The following is a 22443-nucleotide window of genomic DNA, read 5'->3' as shown; positions in this document are numbered from 1 at the left end:
TGTGTCATAGCGTGGCCCCCCGACCGTCGTTACACAGTTGACACTACGAGATCAGCGCGTTTGGGGCATGCCCCCCTTTGGGGGGAAGACTAGCTTTGCGCGCCGAGGGCGTCTGCGATGGGCTGGGAGCCGCTCACAAATTCCCACACCTGGCCCACGGCGCTTCTCTCGTCGAGAGCGGCGAGGATCACCGCCGCAACATCCGCGCGGGGAATTGAGCCACCGTCCACGGTATCCGCGAGATGCACCAGCCCCGTGGCCGGCTCATCGGTCAACGCGCCGGGTCGCAGGATGGTCCAGCGCAATTCGGTCGCCTTGAGTTTCTCGTCGGCATCATGCTTGGCCTGAAGGTACGGCGCCATGTCACCTTCGGTGGGCACCGGCCCTCCGGCACCGACGGAAGAGACCATCACAAAGCGGCTGACCTTCACTGCGGATGCTGCCGCCATTGCCAGCACTGCCCCTTCGTAGTCAACGGCGCGGGTGCGGGCAGGGTTGCCGCCGCCAGCCCCAGCTGCGAACACCACAGCATCGGAGCCGGCCAGTGCTGTGGCCAACTGCGCGGTGGTGGCCTTCTCGATGTCGAGAACGACCGGAATCGCGCCAAGCTCCAACAGTTCATCGACTCTGTCGGCATTGCGAAAAATGGGTACGGCATCGTCGCCGCGACGTCGAAGCTGCACGATCAGCTCGTGAGCGACCTTGCCGCTGCCGCCCAGGATGGCTACGCGAAGGGGGGTGTGATGTGGAGTCGACATTGTGTGAGTCTCCCAGCACAGGCTGGGTGGCCCGTGAGAGGCGCCATGACGACATACGCTTGGTTCATGGTGGACTCGCCGCTCATCGGCCCGATCGATGAGCCTGAATTGCACGTCATGACGTACAACATCCGCCGAAGGATGCCCAGACCGCGCCGCGCCGATCGCTGGACCCATCGGGCGCCCGCGTTGCTGCACATGCTGTCGACGGAACAGCCCACCATCCTCGGAGTGCAGGAAGCCCTTCCCGACCAGTCTGATTTCATAGGTCACAGCCTGGGCAGCCACTACCGGTGGGTGGGCAGCGGTCGCGACGCGGACGGCACGGGCGAGGCCTGCCCCATCTTCTACGATGCCCGCCGCGTCGAATTGCAGCAGTGGAGGCAGGTTGCGTTGTCCGACACGCCCCGCGTTCCGGGGTCGAGGAGCTGGGGCAACCGCATCCCGCGCATTCTCGTCTGGGCTCTCTTCGCCGATCTGGCCACCGGCACCGAGTTCCGCATGCTCAACACCCACCTCGACCATCAATCACGCCGGTCCCGCGTGCGTGCCGCTGGGATGGTGCGCCAACTCGTCGACGCCAGCATCGGACCGGCCATCGTGACAGGCGACTTCAATACGTCGATCGGCACGACGCCGTACAGCGAACTGGTGCTGGACGGAAAGTTGCTGGACGCGTGGGTCACCGCAGGCACACAACTCACCCCGGCGTGGGGCACGTACCCGAACTACCGCCCACCCACTCTGGGCCGAAAACGCATCGACTGGATCCTCACCAACGGAGGGGTCGATGTGCGGGCGATCGGGATCAATCCGGCCACTCTTGCCGGTGTGGTGGGGTCAGATCACCTTCCTGTCCAGGCGAGAGTCGTTCTCACACCACGGTGAGTTGATAGCTCCCGCGTAGGGTTGTGATGACCCAGAATTCCTCAGGATCGGATGAACTCGCAATGCACCCCATTCCGGCTCTGTCCATTCGCGGTCTCGTCAAATATTTCGGCGACAAGCCGGCCGTCGACAATCTCGACCTGACGGTGCCCAGTGGTTCGTTCTTCGGACTTGTCGGCCCCAATGGGGCAGGCAAAACCACGACGCTGTCGATGGCCACAGGTTTGCTGAGGCCGGATGCCGGCCAGGTGAGCGTCCATGGTGTCGACGTGTGGTCACACCTCGTGGAAGCGAAGCGACTGGTGGGCAACCTCAGCGATGGAGTGAGACTTTTTGACCGGCTCACCGGTCTGCAGCTGGTCACCTATGCCGGTCTTCTGAGCGGGATGACCCGGGAAGTCGTGGTCGAGCGAGCGCATGACCTTTTGCAACTCCTCGACCTCGAGGGTGCAGGAGGCACGTTGGTCATCGACTACTCGGCGGGCATGATCAAGAAAATCGCTCTCGCCTGCGCTCTCGTGCACGCCCCGAAACTGCTCGTGCTGGATGAACCCTTCGAATCTGTCGATCCCGTGTCTTCGGCGAACATTCGGGACATCCTCGAGGGATTCGTGGCATCAGGTGGCACCGTCATCGTGTCGAGCCATGCAATGGATCTGGTGCAACGGATGTGCGACCACGTCGCGATCATCGCCCAGGGTCGAGTGCTCGCGGCGGGAACGATCGATGAGATTCGCGGCGATTCGACGCTGGAAGACCGGTTCGTCGAGCTGGTGGGCGGTCGCCGCACGGGGGAGGGGCCGGCATGGTTGCGACTCTCGTAAAATTGCGCTTCCTTCTGCTGGCGAACTCGCTCAGGAAAAGCCCGTGGCAGCTGGTTGCCGTCATTCTTGGCGGACTCTACGGACTCGGATTGCTCGTGCTCGCCATCGCCGGGCTGTTCGTCTTGAGATTCGCCGATATCGAATTTGCCCGCTCGGTCACCGTCCTGGCGGGCGCTGCGCTCGTCGTGGGGTGGACCGTCCTGCCCGTGCTGACCTCCGGCATCGACCAGACGGTAGAACCCGCCAGGCTCGCGACCTTCCCCATCCCTCTCAATACCCTGCTGCTGTCATTGGCGATCAGTGGGGTACTGGGCGTTCCGGGACTGGTGACGCTCGTCGCAGCTTTGGCCACGGCTGGCACGTGGTGGGGTCACCCGCTGGCCGCACTTGCCGCGGTCGTGTGTGCCGTTATTGGCGTGCTCACGTGCGTAGTGGGGTCACGGATGCTCGTAGCCCTGAGCTCGCGGATCAGTGCGGGTCGCCGCGCCCGCGAGGCGAAAGGCATCCTGATTTTCGTCCCTCTCCTGATGCTCGGGCCGATCATCCTGTGGGTCTCCCAGCAGTTCAGGGATGCCGCTGACCTGCTGCCTCGAATCGCGAATGTTGTGTCGTGGACCCCGCTGGGCGCGATCTGGGCTGTGCCTGCAGATATCGCCTCCGGGAATCCCGGCCGGGCCGGACTTGAGTTTCTGATCGGAATCGGCACACTCGGCGCGTTTCTCCTGCTCTGGCGTTGGGGGCTGGCCCGTGCGCTGGAGTCTCCACATCACTCGACACAGACGAGGGCCGCTGCACGAGGGCTCGGGCTGTTCGCCATCTTCCCCGACACACCATCTGGTGCGGTTGCCTCCAGAGCGCTCACGTACTGGATGCGTGATCCTCGCTATGCGCAGTCCCTCATCACGGTTCCGCTGGTGCCGATATTGATCTTCGTTTACGCGGGGACTAACGGAAACCTGGCGCCGCTGAACGTTGTGGCCCCGATCATCGCCGTGCTTCTCTCTCTGTCGATCTACACAGACGTTTCGTACGACAACACTGCGTTCGCGTTGCACCTGCAAACAGGTGTCAGTGGTCGAGCCGATCGCGTCGGACGGGTGCTTGCTCTCGCCGTCTTCGCCGTCCCGGTGTGTGTCGTGCTTGCCATCGGCTCCGTCTGGGCGGCCAACACCTGGGAGATCCTGCCCGGACTTCTTGGCATCACGATCGGCATTTTGCTCACTGGATTCGGTGTGTCGTCAGTGATCTCTGCGCGGTTTGTCTTCATGGTTCCGGCACCGGGGGAGAGTCCGTTCACCTCAAAGCCCGGAGGGGGCGTCAGCTTGATGCTGTCGATGTTCGCGACGTGGAGCATCCTGGGAATTCTGATCCTTCCCGAGCTGGTGTTGGCGGTCGTCGGATTCGCTCTCGACATCGCCGCGCTGGGGTGGCTATCGCTTGTTGTGGGGATCACCCTGGGTTCCACCCTGTTGGTCATCGGCATTCGGCAGGGCGGAGCCATCCTCGACCGCCGAGGACCCACTCTGCTCGCGCAACTGCAGAAGCAGAGGTAGGCGTCGGAAGTTACGCGAGACCGCGAATCAACTCGTCGACGGTAATTCCCGCACTCGTCGCTCTCGCAACCAACCGCGAGTATTCACTCGAGCTGAAGTTCACGGTTACCGGGTGGTCCGGTTCATCCAACTCGAACAGGCTGGGCGCCTGCACCGCGGCAGTGGTGGGTGAGGCCGGACGGGTCGCTGCCGCACCGGGGAATCCGGGGCCTTCTGGCACCGGGGCGCGGCGCTGATACGCCTCGGCAGCACCTCGGGCACGCACATCCGCTGCTTCATTGAGAACGTGACCGACGTGTCCCTTGACCCACTCGAATCTGTACCGCCGACCCGCGATCGCCTCGTCGAGCTCCATAAGCAGGTCGAGATTCATCACTTGCTTGCCGTCACCCTTGCGCCAGCCCTTCTTCTTCCAGCCCGGCATCCACTTGGTCACGGAGTTGATGACGTACTGGCTGTCACAAAGGATGTGCAGGTCGTCGTCAATGCTGGCGGTAGCCCGAAACAACTCGAGAACTGCCTTCAACTCGCCCATATTGTTCGTGCCATGGGGCCAGCCACCCGCAGCCCAGGTCTCATCGTCGATGTACCAGGCCCACCCGGCGGGCCCAGGGTTGCCCAGCGCGGAACCGTCGGCAGCAGCAGTGATAGTCATCACCTCTAGGGTAGCGAGCATGCCCTCATATCGAGTGACCATGGCCATCGGCGCGCTGGCAGCCGGTGTAGCTCCTGACAGCGTGCTCCCGGCTGCGAAGGCCGCTGCTCTGGAGTTGGTCGTCGTCGAGGCTGTCGACCTTCACGTGGTGAGCGGCCAGGCTCGGATCGTGGTGCGATTCACGGCCGACGATGACGACATCGCGGCGCAGGTCGCACAGCACGTGGCATCCGTGACCGGAACACTCGCGGTGGTTGAGTCGTGGCGTGCCACCGTGCGCAACGGAGCTCGCTGGAATTCGCTGTCAACTAGCCCGAGCAATGATCGGGATAGCCCTACAGGTTGATCGGCGTTTCGGTCACGAGCGGGCCACCCAGCATCTCGCGCAACTGGCGGCGGCTGAGTACCGGGGCGTCTGCATGCTGATCTGACGCCTGTCGTTCGGGGACAGGCGTCAGAAGTTCGGATACCGCCTCGGGCGCGGTGACGGGAGTGGGCTCAATGGCCAGCGACTCCGCGGGTACATACTCAACATCCATGGGTGGCACAGCGACGAGGATGGGTGCGGCGACTGAACGGACATCGTTGGTCCAGTCTGTGCCATCCCACCATCGCAAGCTGTCGTCTGCTACCCCGTCGGGATACCAGCCAGCCGGCACGTGTGCGTGTTGAATTAGTGACATTTTCGGCCCCCCGCCGTAGTTCTTAGCTACGACATTAGGCACCGATTCGAAGCCATACGATCCCCATTACAAGGGTGAAGTCAGCTGTCTACCTCCGAATGAGTGCTACGGCTGCCCCCGGCCGTCGATGCTCGTGCTAGCGAGTCAGGAGCCCGCCGCGTGCCGGTCGAGCGTCGAACCAGTCGGCCACATACCAGCACATCGGCACGATCCGGCGCTCTGACATTGCCTCGACATCGTTGATGGCGAACTCGACCAGCTCTCCCGCTAAGCCTCGTCCCCGGTGGTTCGGCTGCGTGAATGTGTGGTTGAACGAAATTGAATTCCCGTTGATCCGGTAGTCGGCCAGTGCGACAAGCTGCCCCTCGATTGTGAGCGTATAGCGGCTCGCATCCGGCTCATGGGTGAAGATCTTCGACATGCACCCAGAATAATATCCGCGTGATGCTGGTGCTGACAGTTAGGCTCGCATCGATGCGAAAACTACTCACGTCAGCCTTCCTCCTGCTGGTCGGCGGTGTTGTTGCACTATCGGCGCCGCTGCCAGCCGCGGCCGATACCAGCGACTTCACGTTCGACTCCTTCGATGCTGACTACACGCTGAGTCGCCTCGCCGATGGCACATCCCAACTCGAAGTGATTGAGACGATCGTCGCGAGGTTTCCTGACTTCGACCAGAACCGGGGGATCATTCGAGCCATTCCGGACGATTTCGATGGCGTTGATCTTCGCACCACCGTGAGCTCGGTCACCGATGAGAATGGAACGGCCGTGCCGTTCGCCCAGGAATACTCAGACGGTTTTGTGCAGCTCGCACTGGGTACAGACGATTTCGTTCACGGTGCAGTGACCTATGTGATCTCGTATTCACAACAGAACGTCGTGCGGTCGTTCGACGACACCGCCTCTGACGAGTTCTATTGGGACGTCAACGGAGTCGGATGGGATCAGCCTTTTGGGAGCGTCACCGCCGTGGTGCATGTCGACGGTTCGGTTGCGGGGGAGTACACCGGAAACGCGGCATGCTACGTGGGATTCCAGGGCGATGGAGCGACCTGCCCGATCGATGAAACGGCTTCCGGGTCCGAGCGCACCTTCACGGCGAGCGCAGCGAACCTCTCGCCCCGCCAGACCCTGACCGTTGCCATCGGGTTCAACCCGGACACCTTCGTCACACCGGAACCCACGGTCAACGTTCCCCGGGCGGTTCCCCTCGGCTTCGACCTGGCTGCGGGAGGGGTGGGGCTGTTCAGTCTCGGCGGAGTGGTCGCGGCCATCGTCTCGCGCATACGCGCTGGGCGAGGCGCAAAGGGACGAGGCATCGTCATCCCTCAATACAGCGAGCCTGGCAACATCACGATCATGCAGTCCGCTCACCTCATGGGCCGCGCACAAACTGTAATTCCCGCCGCTCTGGTGAGACTGGCGGTCCGCAGGAATATCCGCATTCTGGCGTACGCAGTCAAGGCCGGTGGTGAGCCGTACACCCTGCAGTATCTCGGGGATCAGGGCACGAACCCCGAGGATGCCGAGTTGCTCAGAGTGCTGTTCGGTTCTGCTCCCGAACCCGGTGCTTTGCGCGAATTCGGCCAGGGCGAGACGGGTCTCATGTCGTCATTGACGAAGAGGTCATCCGACGCAAAATCGTCACTCACGGCTTCGGGCTTTCTGGAGCCAACCCCAGGGCGCGGCGTGGGCGGCGCGATCGTCGCGGGGCAAATCATCCTTGGCGTCATCGCGATCGCCATCCTCATCATCACGAGCGAGATCTATCTCAACTCCAGCCCGATACTGCTGCCGGTGATGGCTTTCGGCGTGGTCGCCTTGATCGTGAGCATCGCCCTGTCGATCCGGCCACTGCGTCCGACCCGCCAGGGCGCGGAAGCGCGCGAATACCTCGAGGGGATGCGTATGTATCTGACCCTCGCCGAGAAAGACAGGCTGAGGGCGCTGCAAAGTCCCAGTGGTGCCGTTCGCGTCGATGTCGGAAACAACCTCGAGATGATCAAGCTGTACGAGAAACTCCTGCCCTGGGCGGTGCTCTGGGGCGTGGAAGACCAATGGATGCGCGAGCTCGAGGTGCGCGTGCAAGCGCAGCCCGAACAGCCAGACTGGTTTGTGGGTACCAACGGATTTAACGCCGTCGTATTCTCGAACACCCTGCGCGGTTTCTCGACGGCAATGACCCCGCCAGCCTCGACCTCGAGTTGGGGCGGGAGTGGCGGTGGTTCGTTCAGCGGAGGTTCATCCGGCGGCGGGTTCTCCGGAGGAGGAGGCGGCGGAGGCGGGGGCGGAGGCCGCTAGCCGGACTCTGCCAAGCCTGGCCGGATCAGCGTCAGTCGAGCAGCGATTCGCCTGTGGGGTCAATCGCCGCGGAATCCACAAGGTCTGAGCCACCCACCGGGCTGCCCTGCCAGGAGAGCAACACCCAGCCGTCGACCGGGTTACCTTCAAGCTCAATAACGCCAGTGTTGCCGATCTCGTTCTCGCCCGAGAAGCTCGGCGGCACATTGGTGACGCGGGCTGCCACCCACACGCGAATGGCCGCTCCGTGGCTGATGACCACGGCAGAGCGAGAAACACCCGGACTGTCGTCGTCTGCTGGCTCGAGGTCGGCAAAAACACGCGCGATGTCTGCGTCATAGCGAGCAAAGAATTCGTGTCCATCCGCGCCGCCGGGCATGGTGACATCGAGGTCTCCGAGGCCCCACGCAAATGCGGTGCGATGGTAGATCCGAATTGACTCTGCGTCGTTGTTGTTTTCCAGGTCCCCGGCACCGATTTCGTGGATGCCTGGCAGTTCGATCGGCTCAAGGCCACGATCGGCGGCCAACGGCGCGGCGGTGAGGTGGGTGCGCACGAGCGAGCTGACGTAGATTCCGTCGACCACGTCGTTTCTCAGAGCCTCGGGGAGGGCGGCCGCCTGGCGCGTCCCGAGTTCGGTGAGCCCGGGGCCCGGCCGTGCGGTGTCGAGTCGTCCCTCGACGTTCGCCGGGGTTTGGCCATGCCTGATGAGAAGTAGACGCACGAGAGAAGACTATGCCGGGGCGGGCAGGGAACCCTCGATCAGAGCAACGATTTCGGGAGCATCAGGTTCGACCATGGGACGGAACCTGTGAACATCACCGTGGGGGGTGACGACAAACTTCTCGAAATTCCACTTGACCTTACCGGCCTTGCCGGCGGCGTCGGCAGTCTTCGTGAGCTCCTGGAAGAGCGGATGAGCATCCTTGCCGTTGAGTTTCACCTTCTCAAACATAGGGAAGGTAACGCCCCAGGTCATGGAGCAGTACTCCTTGATCTTGTCCTCAGTGCTCAACTCCTGCAAAAACTGGTTGCTGGGGAAGCCCAGGACCGTGAAACCGCGCTCACCGTACGCCTTCTGCAGCGCCTCGAGCTTCTCGTATTGGGGCGCGAGGCCGCAACGGGATGCGACGTTGACGATGAGCACCACCTTGTCACCGAATTCAGCGAGGCTCGTGGTGTTTCCGTCGATTGTGGTGAGGGGAATGTCGGAGATAGTGGTCACGACAACAACGTACGCCGGTCACCTGTGTGTACGCGGCAAATCCTCGACTTCGGTCGCGTGTTCAGCGCCGAACAGCAGGGCGTACCAGCAATCACCCACGCTGGCTGGGTAGTGTGGGCACGCCCGCAAATCCCGTCGAAAGTGATCGAATGCCAGAGAGCCCCCTGTCGGCGAGCCCCTACGAGGTGCTCGGCGTCGCGGCATCCGCCTCGGATGATGAGCTTCGTCGCGCATTCCGCAAGGCGCTGCGGGAGACTCACCCTGACACGGGCGGCGATCCCGGTCGCTTCAATGCCGTGCAGGAGGCGTGGGATTACGTCGGGACCGCACAGAAGCGGGCGGCGTACGACAGTGGTCGTGGCATCCATTCCCGCACGCACGAGACATTCACGACACAGGCCGCCCGACCGCGCCAGGACACCAGGCCAAAGGCCCGCTCACACGGGCACCCGGGAGGGTGGAGACGCGAGAAGTTTCTCGGCCAGTTGCGGGAGTGGGTGGGCAGGGGAGTCGAGATCACCGACCCCTACGACCCCGCGTTAGTGCGAAGCGCCCCTCGCGAGATCAGGCGCACACTGGCAGACGCGCTTGCCGAGGAGTCCACCGCTCGAACCCTCAGCACGCTCGGCATCGGGTTCACGGTATGGCATGACGTCTCGACGGGGGAGCCCGAGTCGAAGATCGACCATGTGGTTCTCGGGCCGACCGGCTTGTTCGCGATGCTCTCCGAAGACTTCGGTGGGCCGGTGCGCATCCGCAGAGGAGAGCTGATCGGCGACGTCATTGCGGGGGAGCGCCCCATGCATGAGCTCGCCGTCCGCGCGAAGGTGCTGTCCCGGCAGTTGCGGGTGCGATTCACCGGACTGGTCATCGTGCTTCCGGATGACGCACTCGCCGAGTCCGTTACGCAACTGGGCAGCGTGCGCGGTGCCGCCACCCTCGCTGTGACTCAGACGTCCCTCGCGATGCTGCTGCGCCAGGGAATCCCGGGGTCTGCGCCCATCGGCGGCAACGAGCTCTTCGACGTCCGCACGCGTGTCGCGGATGGCGTTCGGTTCGTCTGACACCAGAGCTAACGTTGACATCGTGACGTTCGACGAACTTCTGGCTGAGGGTGAGTCTGTCGATGTCGACGGCTGGGATTTCTCGTGGTTTCACGGTCGCGCCACCGAGCAACGCACGTCCTGGGGCTACGCGACGATGGCCTCGGCGCGGCTCAGTGCGGCCAGCGCCAGCCTCGACATTGAGACCGGCGGCGCTGAGGTGTACTCCTTTGCCCTCAACCGGGCCGTCAACAAACCAGACGTGATCGCCGCCACCGAGGCCTGGCCTCCCAACCTGGCCATCGCCAGGGCGCGGCTCGCACCGCTCGGCGGAAGCGTGGCCGAGGTCGCCAATGACGCACCGCTGCCGTACGAGGACGAGACGTTCGATGTGGTGATGTCGCGACTGCCCACCATCACCCCCTGGACCGAAATCGCCCGGGTGCTTCGACCGGGAGGTACTTTTCTCTCCCAACAGGTCGGTCATGGAACCAATCGTGACCTGTACGAGTTCATGATGGGCCCGCAATGGGTCGATCCCGTTTCTACGATCGAACGGCTGGAAACTGGTGCGCGGGCGGCGGGACTCGCTGTCGTCGACCTCCGACAGGAGTCGCCGCGCCTGGAATTCTTTGACGTTGCAGCGGTGGTCGTTTTCCTGCGCAAGGTGATCTGGACCGTGCCCGACTTCTCGGCGGAGAAGTACCGCGACAGGTTGCGCGCGATGCACGAGCACATCGCCCAGCATGGATCATTTGTGTCCAGGGGCGAGCGAGCCTTCATCGAGGCCCGAAAATAACCAGTCGCTCGAGTCGGTGACTTCGAATAGACGTAGACACCTTAAGCTGGTGTCTTCGCGTGAGGAAAGAGGGATTCAGCATCGTGATCCGCGTCATTAGTTACAACCTCCGCAAGAACCGGGCGAGCATCGAACTCGCGGAACTCGCGAAGACACCAGACCTCGACGCTCTCTGCCTTCAGGAATGCATTGCGTCTGAATTGCCGGCCGAGATCGGCAACCTCCACCTCGCCGATTCAACTAAGCGCAACAGGCTGGGTCTTGCGGTGTACTACCGCAAAGACCGATACGAGCAGATAGCAAGCAAGTCTTTCGAGTTGAAGAAATCGCTCCATGACCTGATCTTCACGCCGACCCCGGAACGACTCGTCGGCACCAAGCTGCTCGACCGGGACTCGGGGCACGAACTTGTGCTCGCATCGTTCCATGCCGCGCCGCTGACGGCACTCAACTCGCTTCGCCGTAAGCAGATCAAGGCCGCTCACGAGTTGCTGCAGGAACTCGGTTCAGGCGTGCCCATCCTCATGGTCGGTGACTACAACTACCCGCTCTTCAAGGACGGGCTGTCCAACCGGGTCGCGAAATCCGGCTACGACCTGACCTTGAGCGACCGCCAGACGTATACGGCGTACAAGTTCTTCCGCGGCCACTTCGACTTCGTAACGTCGCAGGGCTTCACGATCGAGGATGTGCAGACCATGCCGCGCGGCTCCTCAGATCACATCCCCATCCTCGTCAGGGCCTCATACGGCGCGATCTCGAGTGGTGAAGCTGCGGCCTAACTGGCTTGCACGACTTACCGATGCTTGACCACGGTGAGCAAGATGGTCGAATCCTCCACCGCCGTCAGCGAATGGCGTGAGTTCGGAATGGTGATCAAGTCGCCATCCCACCCCGACCAGGAGTCGTCACCCGCCGTGAGCATCACGCGACCGTGCAGCACCTGCACGGTCGCTTCGCCCGGATTCTCGTGTTCGGCCAGCTTTTCACCCGCCCGAAGAGCGATCACGGTCTGGCGAAGCAGGTGCTCGTGACCGCCGTACACGGTCTTTGCACTTCGTCCGCTGGGAGCGGTCAGGGCCGCTTCCAATTCGGTTCTTGCGAGCGCGGTCAACGATGTTTTCTGCACAATGTCACGTCCCAGTAGTCGGTGTTTGTGATCCCGAGCTTGCCACAGGCCCAAGGGCCCATCGGGCAGCGGTGCAAAGTTGCCCGACACAGCCACGGGACCGCAGTTGGCCCAACACAGAAAAGACCCCGCAGACACTGTCTGCGGGGTCTTTCTGTTCGCTGTCTCAACAACGTGCGCGAAGGGGGACTTGAACCCCCACGCCCTATACGGGCACTAGCACCTCAAGCTAGCGCGTCTGCCATTTCCGCCATCCGCGCGCATTGGTGAATCCTTCGCAGGACCACCGAGGTACGAGAATAGCACCCTTCCGACACCTCCGATGCACACACCTAAGGTGGAGGCATGGCAGACACGTCCGAGCTCGAATCCACAGCCAGCATTGCGCGCGATCTGATCCGGTTCGATACGTCGAACTACGGGGACGGAAAGTCCAACGGCGAAACTGAGGCCGCCGAGTATTTGGGCGCAATCCTCGAGGGCATGGGCCTCACCACCGAGTACGTGGATGCCGCTCCGCGACGCACGAGCGTCATCGCCAGGGTTCCCGGTGCCGACGGCAGCAAGCCTGCTCTTGTCGTGCATGGCCACACCGACGTCGTTCCGGCGGATCCCGCCAACTGGAGCGTCGATCCGTTCGCCGGAGAGATCCGTGACGGCCTGCTGTGGGGCCGTGGGGCGGTCGACATGAAAAACATGGACGCCATGATCATCACGGCGCTGCAGGACATTCTCGGGTCGGGCAGGCAGCCCGCGCGAGATCTCATCATCGCGTTCTTCTCTGACGAAGAAAACGGGGGAGACTTCGGCTCCCACCACATCGTCGACACCCGCCCTGAGCTGTTTTCCGGCGCCACTGAGGCCATCAGCGAGGTGGGCGGCTACTCCGTGCACGTCAACGGCCAACGCGCCTACCTGCTGCAGACCGGCGAGAAGGCACTCGTGTGGATCAAGCTGATCGCGCGGGGCACCGCCGCCCACGGTAGCCGTGTCATCCACAACAATGCCGTCACCAAGCTCGCGCAGGCCGTCGCGACAATCGGGCAGCAGGAGTGGCCCGTCGAGCTGACTGCAACGACCAGCCAGTTGGTCGCCGAGCTTGCACGTCTGATGAACGTCGACCCCGAGGTCGTAGGTCCGGATCAGGTCGTACTCAGTTCGGGTACGGCGGCCGGGTTCGTGCTGGGTACGCTGCGCACCACCACCAACCCGACGCTGCTCAACGCCGGCTACAAGCACAACGTCATCCCGGATGTCGCTGAAGCCCTGATCGACATCCGCACCCTGCCCGGGGAAGAGGATGCCGTGCTTGCACGCGTGCGCGAACTGATCGGCGACGACATCGAGATCGTTGTCATGCACCGCGACATCGGGCTCGAGAACAGCTTCGACGGCCCGCTGGTCGACTCGATGATCGGTGCACTCAAGGGCCGCGATCCCGGAGCCGAGGTGTTGCCGTACCTGCTCTCCGGCGGAACCGACAACAAGGCGCTGTCGAAGCTGGGCATCAAGGGTTACGGGTTCGCGCCCCTGCAACTGCCACCGGATCTCGACTTTCCCGCAATGTTCCACGGCGTTGACGAACGGGTGCCGTTAGACGCATTAGTCTTTGGCAGGCAGGTTCTCGGGGACTTGTTTCTGAACTACTAACGCCGGCGTAACCGAGGAGGGGCCCGTGGGCTTCATCGAAGCAATCATTCTCGGACTCGTTCAGGGGCTCACAGAGTTCCTGCCGATCTCCTCGAGCGCGCATCTGCGCATCGTGGGGGAGTTCCTGCCGGGCGCCAACGACCCTGGCGCGACATTCACAGCCATCACCCAGATCGGCACCGAGCTCGCGGTCATCCTCTACTTCCGCAAAGACATCGTGCGGATCATCAGCCGCTGGTTCAAGCACTTCGGCTCTCGGGGTGGCGCACATTCTGTCGAGATTCCCAAGAACGATCCGGATGTGCGACTCGGATGGCTCATCATCATCGGAACCCTGCCGATCGTGGTGATTGGGTTTCTTGCACAAGAAACCATCCGCAGCGCGTTCCGGTCGTTGTGGCTCATTGCGATCGTCCTGATCGTGTTCGGCATCATTCTGGGGATTGCCGACTACCTCGGCAAAAAGGTTCGCCCCATCGAAGAGATGACCTACAAGCACGGAATCGCGATCGGGCTCGCGCAGGTGCTCGCCCTGATTCCCGGCGTCTCACGTTCCGGCGCGACCATGACGATGGGACGCTCCCTGGGATACACGCGTCCCGCCGCGGCCAGATACGGCTTCCTGCTTGCCATTCCCGCGGTGTTCGGCAGCGGCCTGTACGAGCTCGTGCACAGCTTCGGCGAACCCGCCGGGGTCTACGGCTACCCCGAAACGCTTGCGGCCACAGTGGTGGCCTTCGTGGTCGGATACGCCGTCATCGCGTTCCTGATGCGTTACATCGAGAAGCGATCGTTCCTGCCTTTCGTCATCTACCGGGTGTTGCTCGGAGCCGTTCTGCTCGTGCTGTTGTCAAATGGGGTCATCCAGCCGCTCTAGGCTTACAGAGTGAAATCCTGGAACCGGCCCGAGGTTCCGCGGTTGCCAGGTCACGGCGCCATTCCTCGAGTCTTCGACACCTCCACCGGTTCGATGCTCGACACTGAACCCATCGCGCTGGCCGGGCTCTACGTCTGCGGCATCACGCCGTACGACGCGACCCACATCGGTCACGCGGCCACCTATCTCGCCTTCGACACCCTCATCCGCCTCTGGCTGGACGCGGGTTACGACGTCAGCTACGTGCAAAATGTGACAGATGTCGACGATCCACTGCTGGCGAGGGCGACGGCGATCGGCGTGGACTGGCGCGACCTCGCGGCGGGCCAGATCGAGCTATTCCGCGGAGACATGCAGGCACTCGGACTCGTTCCTCCGGATCATTACGTCGCAGTGACAGACATCGTCATCCCTGTCGCCCACGCGGTGAGGCGGCTGCTCGACATCGGCATCGCATACCGGCTTGGGGAAGACGTTTACTTCGACAGCGCTGCCGCCGGGGCCGCGTCACCCTGGCACCTGGGGCAGGTGAGCCAGCTTGACCGGGCCACGATGCTCGCCCTGGCCGCGGAGCGGGGCGGCGATCCCGAGCGCGAAGGCAAGCGCGACCCGCTCGATCCGATGCTGTGGATGGGCGCCAGACCGGGAGAACCGTTCTGGCCGAGCGAGCTGGGCGACGGCCGCCCCGGCTGGCACATCGAATGTTCGATCATCGCCCAGGACTTTCTCGACATTCCCATGACGGTTGCTGGTGGCGGGCGCGACCTGACCTTCCCGCACCATGAATTCACCGCGGCTCACACCGCTGCACTCGCCGGCCGCGATCATGCGCTGGCACACGTGCACGCCGGGCTTGTCTCGTATCGCGGCGAGAAGATGAGCAAGTCACTCGGCAACCTTGTCTTCGTCTCAACTCTCACCGCGGGCGGCGTCGATCCGCGCGCAATCAGGCTGGCGATCCTCGCCCAGCACTACCGCACCGACTGGGAGTGGACAGACGACGTGCTCACTCTCGCTGAGGCACGACTCGCCTCCTGGGAGCGGTGGGCCACCGAGACGGGCGAAGGCTCCGACATCCTGTCTCCGTTGCGGGATGCCCTGGCCGACGACCTCGACACCCCCGCCGCGGTGGCCGCAGTGGATGCTCGCATCGCCTCCGGAGCCGTAGCTACACCTGTCGATCTGGCCGCGATCCACGCCCTGCTGGGAATCTCGCTGCGCTAGTGGGAGCTCAGCCGGGGGCGCACTGGCGCTGCTATTCCTTGGGCCGCCAGGGTTCATCTCCGGCAGTTCCCTCGCCCGGCTTGTCGTCGGTGCGGCGAAGGTATTTCTCGAACTCCTGGGCGATTGCCTCGCCGCTGGCCTCCGGCGAGTCCACGGTGTCGCGGGCCTGCTCCAGCTGCTCGATGTACGAGGCCATGTCGTCGTCGTCTCCGGCGAGCGCGTCGATTCCCGATTCCCACGCCTGCGCCTCGGTCACAAGGTCGCCGCGGGGGATGACGACATCCACGATTTCTTCAAGCTTGTCGAGAATGGCGAGCGTCGCCTTGGGCGAGGGCGCATTGTGCACGTAGTGAGGCACCGACGCCCAGATCGACATGGTTGTGACGCCGGCCGTCTCGGCGGCCGCACCCAGTACTGAAAGGATTCCGACGGGGCCTTCGTACGCGCTGCGTTCGATCGAAAGCTGTTGACGCACGTTGACATTTTCACTGCTGGTGAAGACCGAAATCGGTCGGGAATGCGGCACATCGGCGAGCATCGCGCCGAGAAAGACGACGGAAGAGATCTCATTCATCTCGATCACGTCGATGATTTCGCGGGTAAAGGTCTTCCAGCCCCTGGACGGCTCCGTGCCGAGCATCAGGTAGATGTTGGGGCCGTTCGCGCCGCTCACGGAGAGTTCGGCGTCGTCGGCGATTCCCACCGCAGGGGCGCTGTTGGGCCGGGTTGGGCCGTACACGGTGACGCCTGGCCAGACAATCTTGCGGTTGCCATCGTCGTCGAAGGCAACCGATGGGCGATTGAACTGGTAATCGAAGTAGTCTTCGGGGTCCACCTCGGCGATGGGGTAGAGATCGAGCAGTTCTTTGAGTGCGCGTACGGCACCGCTGGCGGCTTCGCCAGCATCGTTCCAGCCCTCGAACGCGACGACGAGCAGCCGGCCGCTACCGAATTGGCTGTCAGTCACGAGTTTCCTTCCTCGCCCGAATCGAGTGACCGGGTATCTGTCAAGGATAGAACTACGATGGTGCGTTGTGACTCATAACGTACCCGCCGCCGTTCTCTGGGACATGGATGGCACCCTCGTCAACACCGAGCCCTACTGGATCGCCGCCGAAACCGAGATCATCGAATCGTTCGGCGGCTCGTGGACGCACGAGGAGGCCCTCGAACTCGTGGGCTCAGGTCTGTGGAAATCCGCCCAGATCATGCAGAGCAAGGGCGTAGAGCTCACCGAGGTCGAGATCATCGATAACCTCACGGAGCGGGTGCTTGAACAGCTGGTCGAATTCGGCATCCCCTGGCGCCCGGGCGCGAGGGAACTGCTGACGGCGCTGCGTGAGGAAAAGATCCCTACCGCGCTGGTGACCATGTCTGTGAGCAGAATGGCGCACCACGTCGCGGACCGACTCGGTTTCGTCGGGTTCGACGCCGTGGTCTCCGGTGATGATGTCGCCAACAGCAAGCCGCATCCCGAGGCATACCTGCGCGGTGCTGAACTTCTCGGTGTCGATATCACTCGCTGTGTTGCTATCGAGGACTCACCGCCTGGTGTCACCTCCGCCAGCAGCGCAGGCGCATTCGTCATCGGCGTGCCGTTCATGGTCGAACTGGATGGGTCGAAGGCCGATGTGCTGTGGCCCACCCTCGACGGGCGGTCGGTCGCCGACATTTCGGCAACATTCACGATTGAGGGTGCGCGATGAGCGACGGTTTCCGCCGGCAGAGCGGTGAGTTCCGCGTGGGGGACCGCGTTCAACTCACGGGCCCGAAAGGCAACCTCAACACCGTCACGCTCGAAGCGGGTGGCACCTTCCACAGTCACCGCGGCGTTCTCAGCCACGACGCGATCATCGGTCAGCCGGATGCCTCGGTCGTCGAGTCGACCAACGGTGTCGAATACCTCGCAATGAGGCCGCTGCTCACCGATTTCGTGATGTCGATGCCTCGCGGCGCCGCCATCATCTACCCGAAAGACGCCGCCCAGATCCTCGGGCAGGCAGACATCTTCCCCGGCGCAACCGTCGTGGAGGCTGGGGTCGGTTCGGGCGCACTGTCACTGTGGCTCTTGCGGGCAATCGGCCCCACGGGCACCCTGCACTCGTTTGAGCGTCGAGACGAATTCTCCGACGTGGCCAAGGCCAACGTCACCGCATTTCTCGGCGCGGAGCCAGCGAACTGGACCGTCACCGTCGGAGACCTCCAGGAGGCGATGCCGGCCACCGTGCCCGATGGCTCTGTCGACCGGATAGTGCTCGACATGCTTGCGCCCTGGGAATGCCTCGACGAATGCGCGGATGCGCTCACGCCCGGCGGCGTCCTTATCTGCTACATCGCCACTGTGACTCAGCTGTCGCGGGTGGCCGAGGCCATCCGCGAAACCGGCGCGTTCACCGACCCGGAACCGAGCGAGACGATGGTGCGCACCTGGCATGTCGAGGGTCTCGCCGTTCGTCCTGACCACAGGATGATCGGCCACACCGGGTTCCTGATGACGGCCCGCAGGCTCGCCCCCGGCGCCGTTCTTCCCGCGCTCAAGCGTCGTGCGTCGAAGTCCGATTTCAGTGACGAAGACGTGGAGGCCTGGACCCCCGGAGCATTGGGGGAGCGCACCTCCAGCGCAAAACGACTGCGCAAGACCGCTCGTGAGGCCCAGGCCGCGGCTCGTGCCGCCACAGGCAGCACCACAACCGACCAGTAGAGTATTTGGGTAGCCGGGCGACATCGCATGGCAAAGAAATGAGAGTTCTCGTGCGAAAGCTTCCAGCCTTTATTGCGGCCGCAGGCCTGCTGATCTCCCTCTCGGCGTGCGCGACGGGCCCCGCCAGCATCGACGGCTGCACCCCGACGTTTGCCGCCGGCTCAAACGCCGCCCTGGTGAGCGCCAGCGGTCTTTTCGGCAACGAACCGAAGGCATCCTTCCCGACACCGGTCGTGGCCGCCGATGCCAGCCAGGTGCACGTCATTTCGGACGGCAACGGCAACGGCAAACGCGTCGATCCTGGCGCCACCGTCGTCGTGCAGATCACCATCTACGACGGCACATCCGGCGACGCGATCATCGCGACCGATTACGAAGGGTCTGGAGCTATCTTCAGCGCCATCGACTCGACGCCAGCGTTCGCCACCATCGCCCAGTGCGCGAGGGTTGGCTCGCGGGTCGCGGCGGTTGGGACTGCCGGTGATCTCATCGGTGACAGCGCAATCCAGCAGAACGGACTGTCACTGGCGGCGGATGACACGGTCGTGATCATCGTGGATGTCCAGTCGGTCTATCTCGGCAAGGCGAACGGTGCAGACCAGATCCTCCAGGCCGGATTCCCGTCGATCGTTCTCGCACCAGACGGACGTCCCGGATTCACTTTTGCAGATCCCACCCCGCCGACAGACCTGAAGATCGAGCAACTGAAGGCCGGCGCTGGCGCGAAGGTCGCGGAGGGCGACAATGTCGTCCTCCACTACACCGGCGTCCTGTGGGACACCCAAGAGGTCTTCGACTCCACCTGGGAGCGAAACACCCCGGCTGTGTTGCCTGCCGTGAGCCTCGAGGATTCCGATGGCGGTCTCGTTCCTGGCTTCGCCAAGGCCCTGATCGGTAAGCGGGTCGGCTCCCAGGTCATAGCCGTGATTCCTCCGAGTGAGGGATACCCGGCAGGGGCGGCTCCCACCAGCGTCCCTGATGGTTCGACGATGGTCTTCGTCTTCGACATCCTCGGCATCGAATAAAGGATTCCCGTGGCACAGGCTGGCGCAGGATCACGAATCCCGGCGGAGGAGCGACTCTTCAGCCTGGTGCTCGCCCTGCTCGCAACCGACGCCGGCCTCACGAAGACCGACATCCTGTCGACAGTGCAGGGCTATCGCCAGAAGTTCTCGCGATCGGGCGACAACGCCAACCTTGAGCGACAATTCGAACGCGATAAGGACGACATTCGCGACCTCGGGGTGCCCCTCGAGACCGTCGATAGCCCCGGGCATGCTGGCGACAACCACAACCTGAGATATCGCATCCCTCGCGGTGCCTACGAGCTGCCGACAGACATCCGGTTTTCCCCTGAAGAGACGACGCTGCTGAACCTCGCGGCGATGGTCTGGCGGGAAGGCTCACTGTCCGCGGAATCGCGACGGGCAATCCTCAAGCTTCGGTCTCTCGGCGTCACCACCACCGAGCCTGTCGTGGGGTACGCCCCGCGCGTCCGCGTGCGCGAATCCGCGTTCGATCCACTCGGAACCGCCCTTGAGAGGCGCCAGGTCGTTCGATTCGGGTACCTGAAGCCCGGCGAGAGCGAGGCACAGACGCGCACCGTCGAGCCGCTCGCCCTGGTGCAGCACCAGGGCCGCTGGCACCTGTTCGCGAATGATCCCGAGACGTCCACAACCCGAACCTTCCTGCTCAGGCGAATCGTGACGCAGGTCGCGACGCTGCCAGCCACTTTCGAGCCTCCGGCGCCGGGTCAGGCAGACATCGCCCTTACTGAGCTCGAGGCAGTGTGGAACTCGAATACGGCCGTCGTCGAGGTCGAGCCGGGCACGGACGCCGCCACACGACTGGAAAAGCGCCGGGGATCGAGCACCTCGGCTCCGGGCACCCTCAACCTGCACTACTCCGACTTGAACATTTTTGCGGATGAATTGGCTGGCTATGGTCCGGAGGCGCTCGTCGTTTCACCGCCCGAGCTTCGTGATGCTGTGCGATCGCGACTCGAACGGACGGCGGCGGACCATGGCTAAGCAGAATCCTCCACGGCTCGCCCAGGACAAGCTTGCGTTCCTGCTGTCGCTCGTGCCGTACCTGATGGATCACGACAGGGTGAGTGTGGTCGACGCCGCCGCGCACTTCGGGGTTCCGCCAGAACAGATCAGGGACGCCGTGCGTCTCATCGGCGTGTCCGGCATTCCCGGCGAGACTGCGACGTACCAACACGGTGATCTTTTTGATATCGCATGGGACACCTTCGAAGAGACCGATGAGATCGTGTTGACCAACCTGGTTGCCATCGATGAGTCGCCAAGATTCTCGGCGCGCGAGGCAGCCGCACTCATTGCCGGCCTGCAGTACCTGTCATCGCTTCCGGAGCATGCGGATCGCGAGGCGATTGCGAGCCTCAGCTCGAAGTTGTCCAGGGGGGCGTCAGCCGCGCCAAGCTCGGTGGGTGTCGAGGCCAGCGAGACCGACGCGACCCTCGCTCTCATCCGGATGTCGGTCGAGAAGGGTGTTCGTTTCGAGTTTGGCTACCTGAACTCGCAGGGGCAGGGTGAGCGCCGGGTGGTTGATCCACTCCGGATCGAATCGATCGATGCCGACTGGTACCTGCGCGGTTGGGATCACGGACGGGAAGCCGTTCGCACGTTCAGGCTGGATCGCATGTCGGATCCAGCCATGACGACCAAGCCCATCACCCACGAGGCGCGGGATGTTCCGTTGCCGGATGCCCTTTTCGAGGGCTCAGCCGACGACCTGATCGTCACGATCGACATCGCCGCCGCTGCGTTGCCGCTGATCGCAGATTACGTTCCCGATGACACCGTCAGCTCGGAACACGACGGCATAGTGCGCACCACGGTGCGTGTGTCGCATTACCACGGCCTAAAAAGACTCATCGCGCGCATGCCCGGTGTGGCCACCGTCATCGAGCCGGCCGAAGCTCGCGCCGTGGTGCAGGAATGGGCTGCCGCCGGGGCGGCGCGATATCTGGACCCCACCGCGCCGGTTCCGGCGCGTCGAGAAGCGAAGTGACGGCCGTGCCGGAGGGAATCGCCTGGTGGGGATGGTTGCTCATCTGGACTGGGCTCGTACTCGCGCTGGTGGCCATGCTGGCGCTCTTCGCGTGGCGGCTGTTCCGCAAGTTTCTCGCGTTGCTCGACGATCTGGCCGACCTGACGGATCAGGTCGGCATCCTCGATTCGGGGGAGCAGGAGCCACGACTGCCGAAGACATCGCTAGCGGTGCTGGCTGAAACGAAGGATGTCCGCGAACGTGAGGCCGCCCGCAAGCGCCACCGCGCCCAGCGGCGACAGGATCGTCACGACGCGCGGATGGCACGGGCGCACGCAATTGCAGGACTCGACCCCGTCGCGAAATCGGCCCTCGTGTCCGCAGCTCGTGCGCGGTGGTCCAACCGGGCGCCTAAGTAGGCCACCGATGGGCACAATCGTGGCCGTCTGCATAGCCTTCCTGGCTTTGCTGTGGATACTTTTCGCGCTGCGTCGACGAGCGCTGCGCACCTATCTGATGGCGACGGGTATGCAAACCTCGGGACGCGCCGAACTGATCGCTGGTCGCTTCGGCCGAGCCCCGTCGGTCGTGGTCACTTATACGGACAGCAACGGCACAACACGCAGCGTGCGCAAGTTGATCGCGAGTGCCGGCGACGAACAACTCGTCAACAAGCGGATTCGCGTGGTCTTCCATCCCGATCGCACCAGCCGTGACGAGTATGTCCTGGTCGCATTCGGCGAATCGAACCGCTGGTTCCGGGTCGCGTTCACCCGAGCTCCCGTCTAGCTGCGAGTCGACCGAATTCATCGAGTCGCCCGGGAAGCTATACTTATCCGAGATATTGACCCTACAAAGAGGACGTGACCCCCATGCTTGGCAACCTTCAGGGCTGGCATTTAATAATCATCCTCCTCGTAGTTGTGCTCCTATTCGGCGCTCCCAAGCTTCCAGGTCTTGCCCGTAGCGTCGGACAGTCGATGCGCATCTTCCGCTCGGAAGTGAAGACGATGAAAGACGAGAACGGCAACGTCGTCGTCGATGACGACGCCGGCGATGAGTCGCCCACCGCCAAGGCCGCCCCTAAGAGCAATCCAACAGAGCCGAAGTCCTAG

27 protein-coding genes and 1 tRNA gene are annotated in these 22443 nt (G+C 63.3%); 19 read left to right on the top strand and 9 right to left on the bottom strand.

What is annotated here, in order from left to right:
* Nucleotides 1-89 precede the first annotated feature (89 nt).
* Entirely contained in the window at nucleotides 90-758 is a 669-nt protein-coding gene (locus QMG83_RS07530) for an NAD(P)H-binding protein (RefSeq protein ID WP_283504765.1), read from the bottom strand.
* A gap of 45 nt (nucleotides 759-803) precedes the next feature.
* Between QMG83_RS07530 and QMG83_RS07525 the strand changes: the two genes are divergently transcribed.
* Genes QMG83_RS07525 through QMG83_RS07515 form a run of 3 tightly spaced genes read left to right on the top strand, consistent with a single transcriptional unit; the run spans nucleotide 804 to nucleotide 4023 of the window.
* On the top strand, nucleotides 804-1646 hold the full coding sequence (locus tag QMG83_RS07525) for an endonuclease/exonuclease/phosphatase family protein (protein ID WP_283504764.1): 843 nt from the start codon (nucleotides 804-806) through the stop codon (nucleotides 1644-1646).
* A gap of 26 nt (nucleotides 1647-1672) precedes the next feature.
* Nucleotides 1673-2470 carry an ABC transporter ATP-binding protein gene (locus QMG83_RS07520; protein ID WP_283504763.1) on the top strand — a complete coding sequence of 266 codons (798 nt, stop codon included), beginning with the start codon at nucleotides 1673-1675 and terminating at the stop codon, nucleotides 2468-2470.
* On the top strand, nucleotides 2452-4023 hold the full coding sequence (locus QMG83_RS07515) for a transporter (protein ID WP_283504762.1): 1572 nt from the start codon (nucleotides 2452-2454) through the stop codon (nucleotides 4021-4023). The genes QMG83_RS07520 and QMG83_RS07515 overlap by 19 nt, the downstream gene beginning before the upstream one ends.
* Before the next feature lie 10 nt (nucleotides 4024-4033).
* Here the strand turns inward: QMG83_RS07515 and QMG83_RS07510 are convergent, their stop codons facing one another.
* Complete coding sequence (locus QMG83_RS07510; RefSeq protein ID WP_283504761.1) at nucleotides 4034-4678, bottom strand: ribonuclease H family protein; 645 nt, start codon at nucleotides 4676-4678, stop codon at nucleotides 4034-4036.
* 19 nt (nucleotides 4679-4697) lie between these two features.
* On the opposite strand from QMG83_RS07510, the gene QMG83_RS07505 reads away from it, so the two are divergent.
* Nucleotides 4698-5024 carry a hypothetical protein gene (locus tag QMG83_RS07505; protein WP_283504760.1) on the top strand — a complete coding sequence of 109 codons (327 nt, stop codon included), beginning with the start codon at nucleotides 4698-4700 and terminating at the stop codon, nucleotides 5022-5024.
* On the opposite strand, the gene QMG83_RS07500 is transcribed toward QMG83_RS07505, so the two are convergent.
* Nucleotides 5014-5361, bottom strand: a complete 348-nt coding sequence (locus QMG83_RS07500) for a DUF2510 domain-containing protein (RefSeq protein ID WP_283504759.1) — start codon at nucleotides 5359-5361, stop codon at nucleotides 5014-5016. The two genes, QMG83_RS07505 and QMG83_RS07500, sit on opposite strands and share 11 nt — an antisense overlap.
* A 136-nt stretch (nucleotides 5362-5497) precedes the next feature.
* Nucleotides 5498-5782: a GNAT family N-acetyltransferase gene (locus tag QMG83_RS07495; RefSeq protein ID WP_283504758.1), complete on the bottom strand. Its 285-nt coding sequence runs from the start codon at nucleotides 5780-5782 to the stop codon at nucleotides 5498-5500.
* A gap of 53 nt (nucleotides 5783-5835) precedes the next feature.
* Here QMG83_RS07495 and QMG83_RS07490 point away from each other — a divergent pair, with 53 nt between their 5' ends.
* Complete coding sequence (locus QMG83_RS07490) at nucleotides 5836-7665, top strand: DUF2207 domain-containing protein (protein ID WP_283504757.1); 1830 nt, start codon at nucleotides 5836-5838, stop codon at nucleotides 7663-7665.
* A gap of 31 nt (nucleotides 7666-7696) precedes the next feature.
* On the opposite strand, the gene QMG83_RS07485 is transcribed toward QMG83_RS07490, so the two are convergent.
* Both QMG83_RS07485 and QMG83_RS07480 read right to left on the bottom strand, forming a co-directional pair.
* On the bottom strand, nucleotides 7697-8389 hold the full coding sequence (locus QMG83_RS07485) for a histidine phosphatase family protein (RefSeq protein WP_283504756.1): 693 nt from the start codon (nucleotides 8387-8389) through the stop codon (nucleotides 7697-7699).
* Between the two features lie 9 nt (nucleotides 8390-8398).
* Nucleotides 8399-8890, bottom strand: a complete 492-nt coding sequence (locus tag QMG83_RS07480) for a glutathione peroxidase (RefSeq protein WP_283504755.1) — start codon at nucleotides 8888-8890, stop codon at nucleotides 8399-8401.
* Between the two features lie 149 nt (nucleotides 8891-9039).
* Here QMG83_RS07480 and QMG83_RS07475 point away from each other — a divergent pair, with 149 nt between their 5' ends.
* The 3 genes from QMG83_RS07475 to QMG83_RS07465 all read left to right on the top strand — a co-directional run bounded on the left by QMG83_RS07475 (nucleotide 9040) and on the right by QMG83_RS07465 (nucleotide 11514).
* Nucleotides 9040-9954: a J domain-containing protein gene (locus QMG83_RS07475; protein ID WP_283504754.1), complete on the top strand. Its 915-nt coding sequence runs from the start codon at nucleotides 9040-9042 to the stop codon at nucleotides 9952-9954.
* A gap of 22 nt (nucleotides 9955-9976) precedes the next feature.
* Nucleotides 9977-10732, top strand: coding sequence for a class I SAM-dependent methyltransferase (locus QMG83_RS07470; RefSeq protein ID WP_283504753.1), 756 nt, complete (start codon nucleotides 9977-9979; stop codon nucleotides 10730-10732).
* An 86-nt stretch (nucleotides 10733-10818) separates the two neighbouring features.
* Nucleotides 10819-11514 (top strand): endonuclease/exonuclease/phosphatase family protein, encoded by a 696-nt coding sequence (locus tag QMG83_RS07465; RefSeq protein WP_283505527.1) that lies wholly within the window; start codon nucleotides 10819-10821, stop codon nucleotides 11512-11514.
* Nucleotides 11515-11528: 14 nt separating this feature from the next.
* Here QMG83_RS07465 and QMG83_RS07460 read toward each other — a convergent pair whose 3' ends face one another.
* Nucleotides 11529-11861, bottom strand: coding sequence for a cupin domain-containing protein (locus QMG83_RS07460; protein WP_283504752.1), 333 nt, complete (start codon nucleotides 11859-11861; stop codon nucleotides 11529-11531).
* Nucleotides 11862-12036: 175 nt separating this feature from the next.
* A tRNA-Leu gene (locus QMG83_RS07455) sits at nucleotides 12037-12121 on the bottom strand.
* An 85-nt stretch (nucleotides 12122-12206) separates the two neighbouring features.
* On the opposite strand from QMG83_RS07455, the gene QMG83_RS07450 reads away from it, so the two are divergent.
* Genes QMG83_RS07450 through mshC form a run of 3 tightly spaced genes read left to right on the top strand, consistent with a single transcriptional unit; the run spans nucleotide 12207 to nucleotide 15612 of the window.
* Entirely contained in the window at nucleotides 12207-13511 is a 1305-nt protein-coding gene (locus QMG83_RS07450) for a M20/M25/M40 family metallo-hydrolase (RefSeq protein ID WP_283504751.1), read from the top strand.
* 25 nt (nucleotides 13512-13536) lie between these two features.
* Nucleotides 13537-14388 carry an undecaprenyl-diphosphate phosphatase gene (locus QMG83_RS07445; protein ID WP_283504750.1) on the top strand — a complete coding sequence of 284 codons (852 nt, stop codon included), beginning with the start codon at nucleotides 13537-13539 and terminating at the stop codon, nucleotides 14386-14388.
* Between the two features lie 9 nt (nucleotides 14389-14397).
* Complete coding sequence (mshC, locus tag QMG83_RS07440) at nucleotides 14398-15612, top strand: cysteine--1-D-myo-inosityl 2-amino-2-deoxy-alpha-D-glucopyranoside ligase (RefSeq protein ID WP_283504749.1); 1215 nt, start codon at nucleotides 14398-14400, stop codon at nucleotides 15610-15612.
* A 31-nt stretch (nucleotides 15613-15643) separates the two neighbouring features.
* On the opposite strand, the gene QMG83_RS07435 is transcribed toward mshC, so the two are convergent.
* Nucleotides 15644-16579 (bottom strand): proteasome assembly chaperone family protein, encoded by a 936-nt coding sequence (locus QMG83_RS07435; RefSeq protein WP_283504748.1) that lies wholly within the window; start codon nucleotides 16577-16579, stop codon nucleotides 15644-15646.
* A 67-nt stretch (nucleotides 16580-16646) separates the two neighbouring features.
* Between QMG83_RS07435 and QMG83_RS07430 the strand changes: the two genes are divergently transcribed.
* From QMG83_RS07430 to tatA, 8 genes are all read left to right on the top strand, one after another.
* Complete coding sequence (locus tag QMG83_RS07430; RefSeq protein WP_283504747.1) at nucleotides 16647-17318, top strand: HAD family hydrolase; 672 nt, start codon at nucleotides 16647-16649, stop codon at nucleotides 17316-17318.
* Complete coding sequence (locus tag QMG83_RS07425; protein ID WP_283504746.1) at nucleotides 17315-18313, top strand: tRNA (adenine-N1)-methyltransferase; 999 nt, start codon at nucleotides 17315-17317, stop codon at nucleotides 18311-18313. The genes QMG83_RS07430 and QMG83_RS07425 overlap by 4 nt, the downstream gene beginning before the upstream one ends.
* Nucleotides 18314-18363: 50 nt before the next feature.
* A complete protein-coding gene (locus QMG83_RS07420) occupies nucleotides 18364-19338 on the top strand; it encodes an FKBP-type peptidyl-prolyl cis-trans isomerase (RefSeq protein WP_283504745.1) in 975 nt (324 codons plus the stop codon).
* Nucleotides 19339-19347: 9 nt separating this feature from the next.
* The gene (locus QMG83_RS07415) at nucleotides 19348-20343 is read left to right on the top strand and encodes a helix-turn-helix transcriptional regulator (RefSeq protein ID WP_283504744.1); all 996 of its coding nucleotides are present in this window, start codon (nucleotides 19348-19350) and stop codon (nucleotides 20341-20343) included.
* A complete protein-coding gene (locus tag QMG83_RS07410; protein WP_283504743.1) occupies nucleotides 20336-21349 on the top strand; it encodes a helix-turn-helix transcriptional regulator in 1014 nt (337 codons plus the stop codon). The genes QMG83_RS07415 and QMG83_RS07410 overlap by 8 nt, the downstream gene beginning before the upstream one ends.
* Nucleotides 21346-21747 carry a hypothetical protein gene (locus tag QMG83_RS07405; protein ID WP_283504742.1) on the top strand — a complete coding sequence of 134 codons (402 nt, stop codon included), beginning with the start codon at nucleotides 21346-21348 and terminating at the stop codon, nucleotides 21745-21747. Before QMG83_RS07410 ends, QMG83_RS07405 begins: the two co-directional genes overlap by 4 nt.
* A gap of 7 nt (nucleotides 21748-21754) precedes the next feature.
* On the top strand, nucleotides 21755-22117 hold the full coding sequence (locus tag QMG83_RS07400; protein WP_283504741.1) for a hypothetical protein: 363 nt from the start codon (nucleotides 21755-21757) through the stop codon (nucleotides 22115-22117).
* 83 nt (nucleotides 22118-22200) lie between these two features.
* Nucleotides 22201-22443, top strand: coding sequence for a Sec-independent protein translocase subunit TatA (tatA, locus tag QMG83_RS07395; protein ID WP_283505526.1), 243 nt, complete (start codon nucleotides 22201-22203; stop codon nucleotides 22441-22443).

The sequence above is a fragment of the Salinibacterium sp. G-O1 genome (assembly GCF_030063305.1).
Lineage (GTDB): Bacteria > Actinomycetota > Actinomycetes > Actinomycetales > Microbacteriaceae > Rhodoglobus.
The sequence above is the reverse complement of the archived record's forward strand: the minus strand, read 5'-3'. Positions and strand labels throughout refer to the sequence as shown.

Coding starts and splice junctions, on each gene's coding strand:
- QMG83_RS07530 (WP_283504765.1), bottom strand. CDS start 758: ATGTCGACTCCACATCACACCCCCCTTCGCGTAGCCATCCTGGGCGGC.
- QMG83_RS07525 (WP_283504764.1), top strand. CDS start 804: ATGACGACATACGCTTGGTTCATGGTGGACTCGCCGCTCATCGGCCCG.
- QMG83_RS07520 (WP_283504763.1), top strand. CDS start 1,673: ATGACCCAGAATTCCTCAGGATCGGATGAACTCGCAATGCACCCCATT.
- QMG83_RS07515 (WP_283504762.1), top strand. CDS start 2,452: ATGGTTGCGACTCTCGTAAAATTGCGCTTCCTTCTGCTGGCGAACTCG.
- QMG83_RS07510 (WP_283504761.1), bottom strand. CDS start 4,678: ATGACTATCACTGCTGCTGCCGACGGTTCCGCGCTGGGCAACCCTGGG.
- QMG83_RS07505 (WP_283504760.1), top strand. CDS start 4,698: ATGCCCTCATATCGAGTGACCATGGCCATCGGCGCGCTGGCAGCCGGT.
- QMG83_RS07500 (WP_283504759.1), bottom strand. CDS start 5,361: ATGTCACTAATTCAACACGCACACGTGCCGGCTGGCTGGTATCCCGAC.
- QMG83_RS07495 (WP_283504758.1), bottom strand. CDS start 5,782: ATGTCGAAGATCTTCACCCATGAGCCGGATGCGAGCCGCTATACGCTC.
- QMG83_RS07490 (WP_283504757.1), top strand. CDS start 5,836: ATGCGAAAACTACTCACGTCAGCCTTCCTCCTGCTGGTCGGCGGTGTT.
- QMG83_RS07475 (WP_283504754.1), top strand. CDS start 9,040: ATGCCAGAGAGCCCCCTGTCGGCGAGCCCCTACGAGGTGCTCGGCGTC.
- QMG83_RS07450 (WP_283504751.1), top strand. CDS start 12,207: ATGGCAGACACGTCCGAGCTCGAATCCACAGCCAGCATTGCGCGCGAT.
- QMG83_RS07425 (WP_283504746.1), top strand. CDS start 17,315: ATGAGCGACGGTTTCCGCCGGCAGAGCGGTGAGTTCCGCGTGGGGGAC.
- QMG83_RS07410 (WP_283504743.1), top strand. CDS start 20,336: ATGGCTAAGCAGAATCCTCCACGGCTCGCCCAGGACAAGCTTGCGTTC.
- QMG83_RS07400 (WP_283504741.1), top strand. CDS start 21,755: ATGGGCACAATCGTGGCCGTCTGCATAGCCTTCCTGGCTTTGCTGTGG.
- tatA (WP_283505526.1), top strand. CDS start 22,201: ATGCTTGGCAACCTTCAGGGCTGGCATTTAATAATCATCCTCCTCGTA.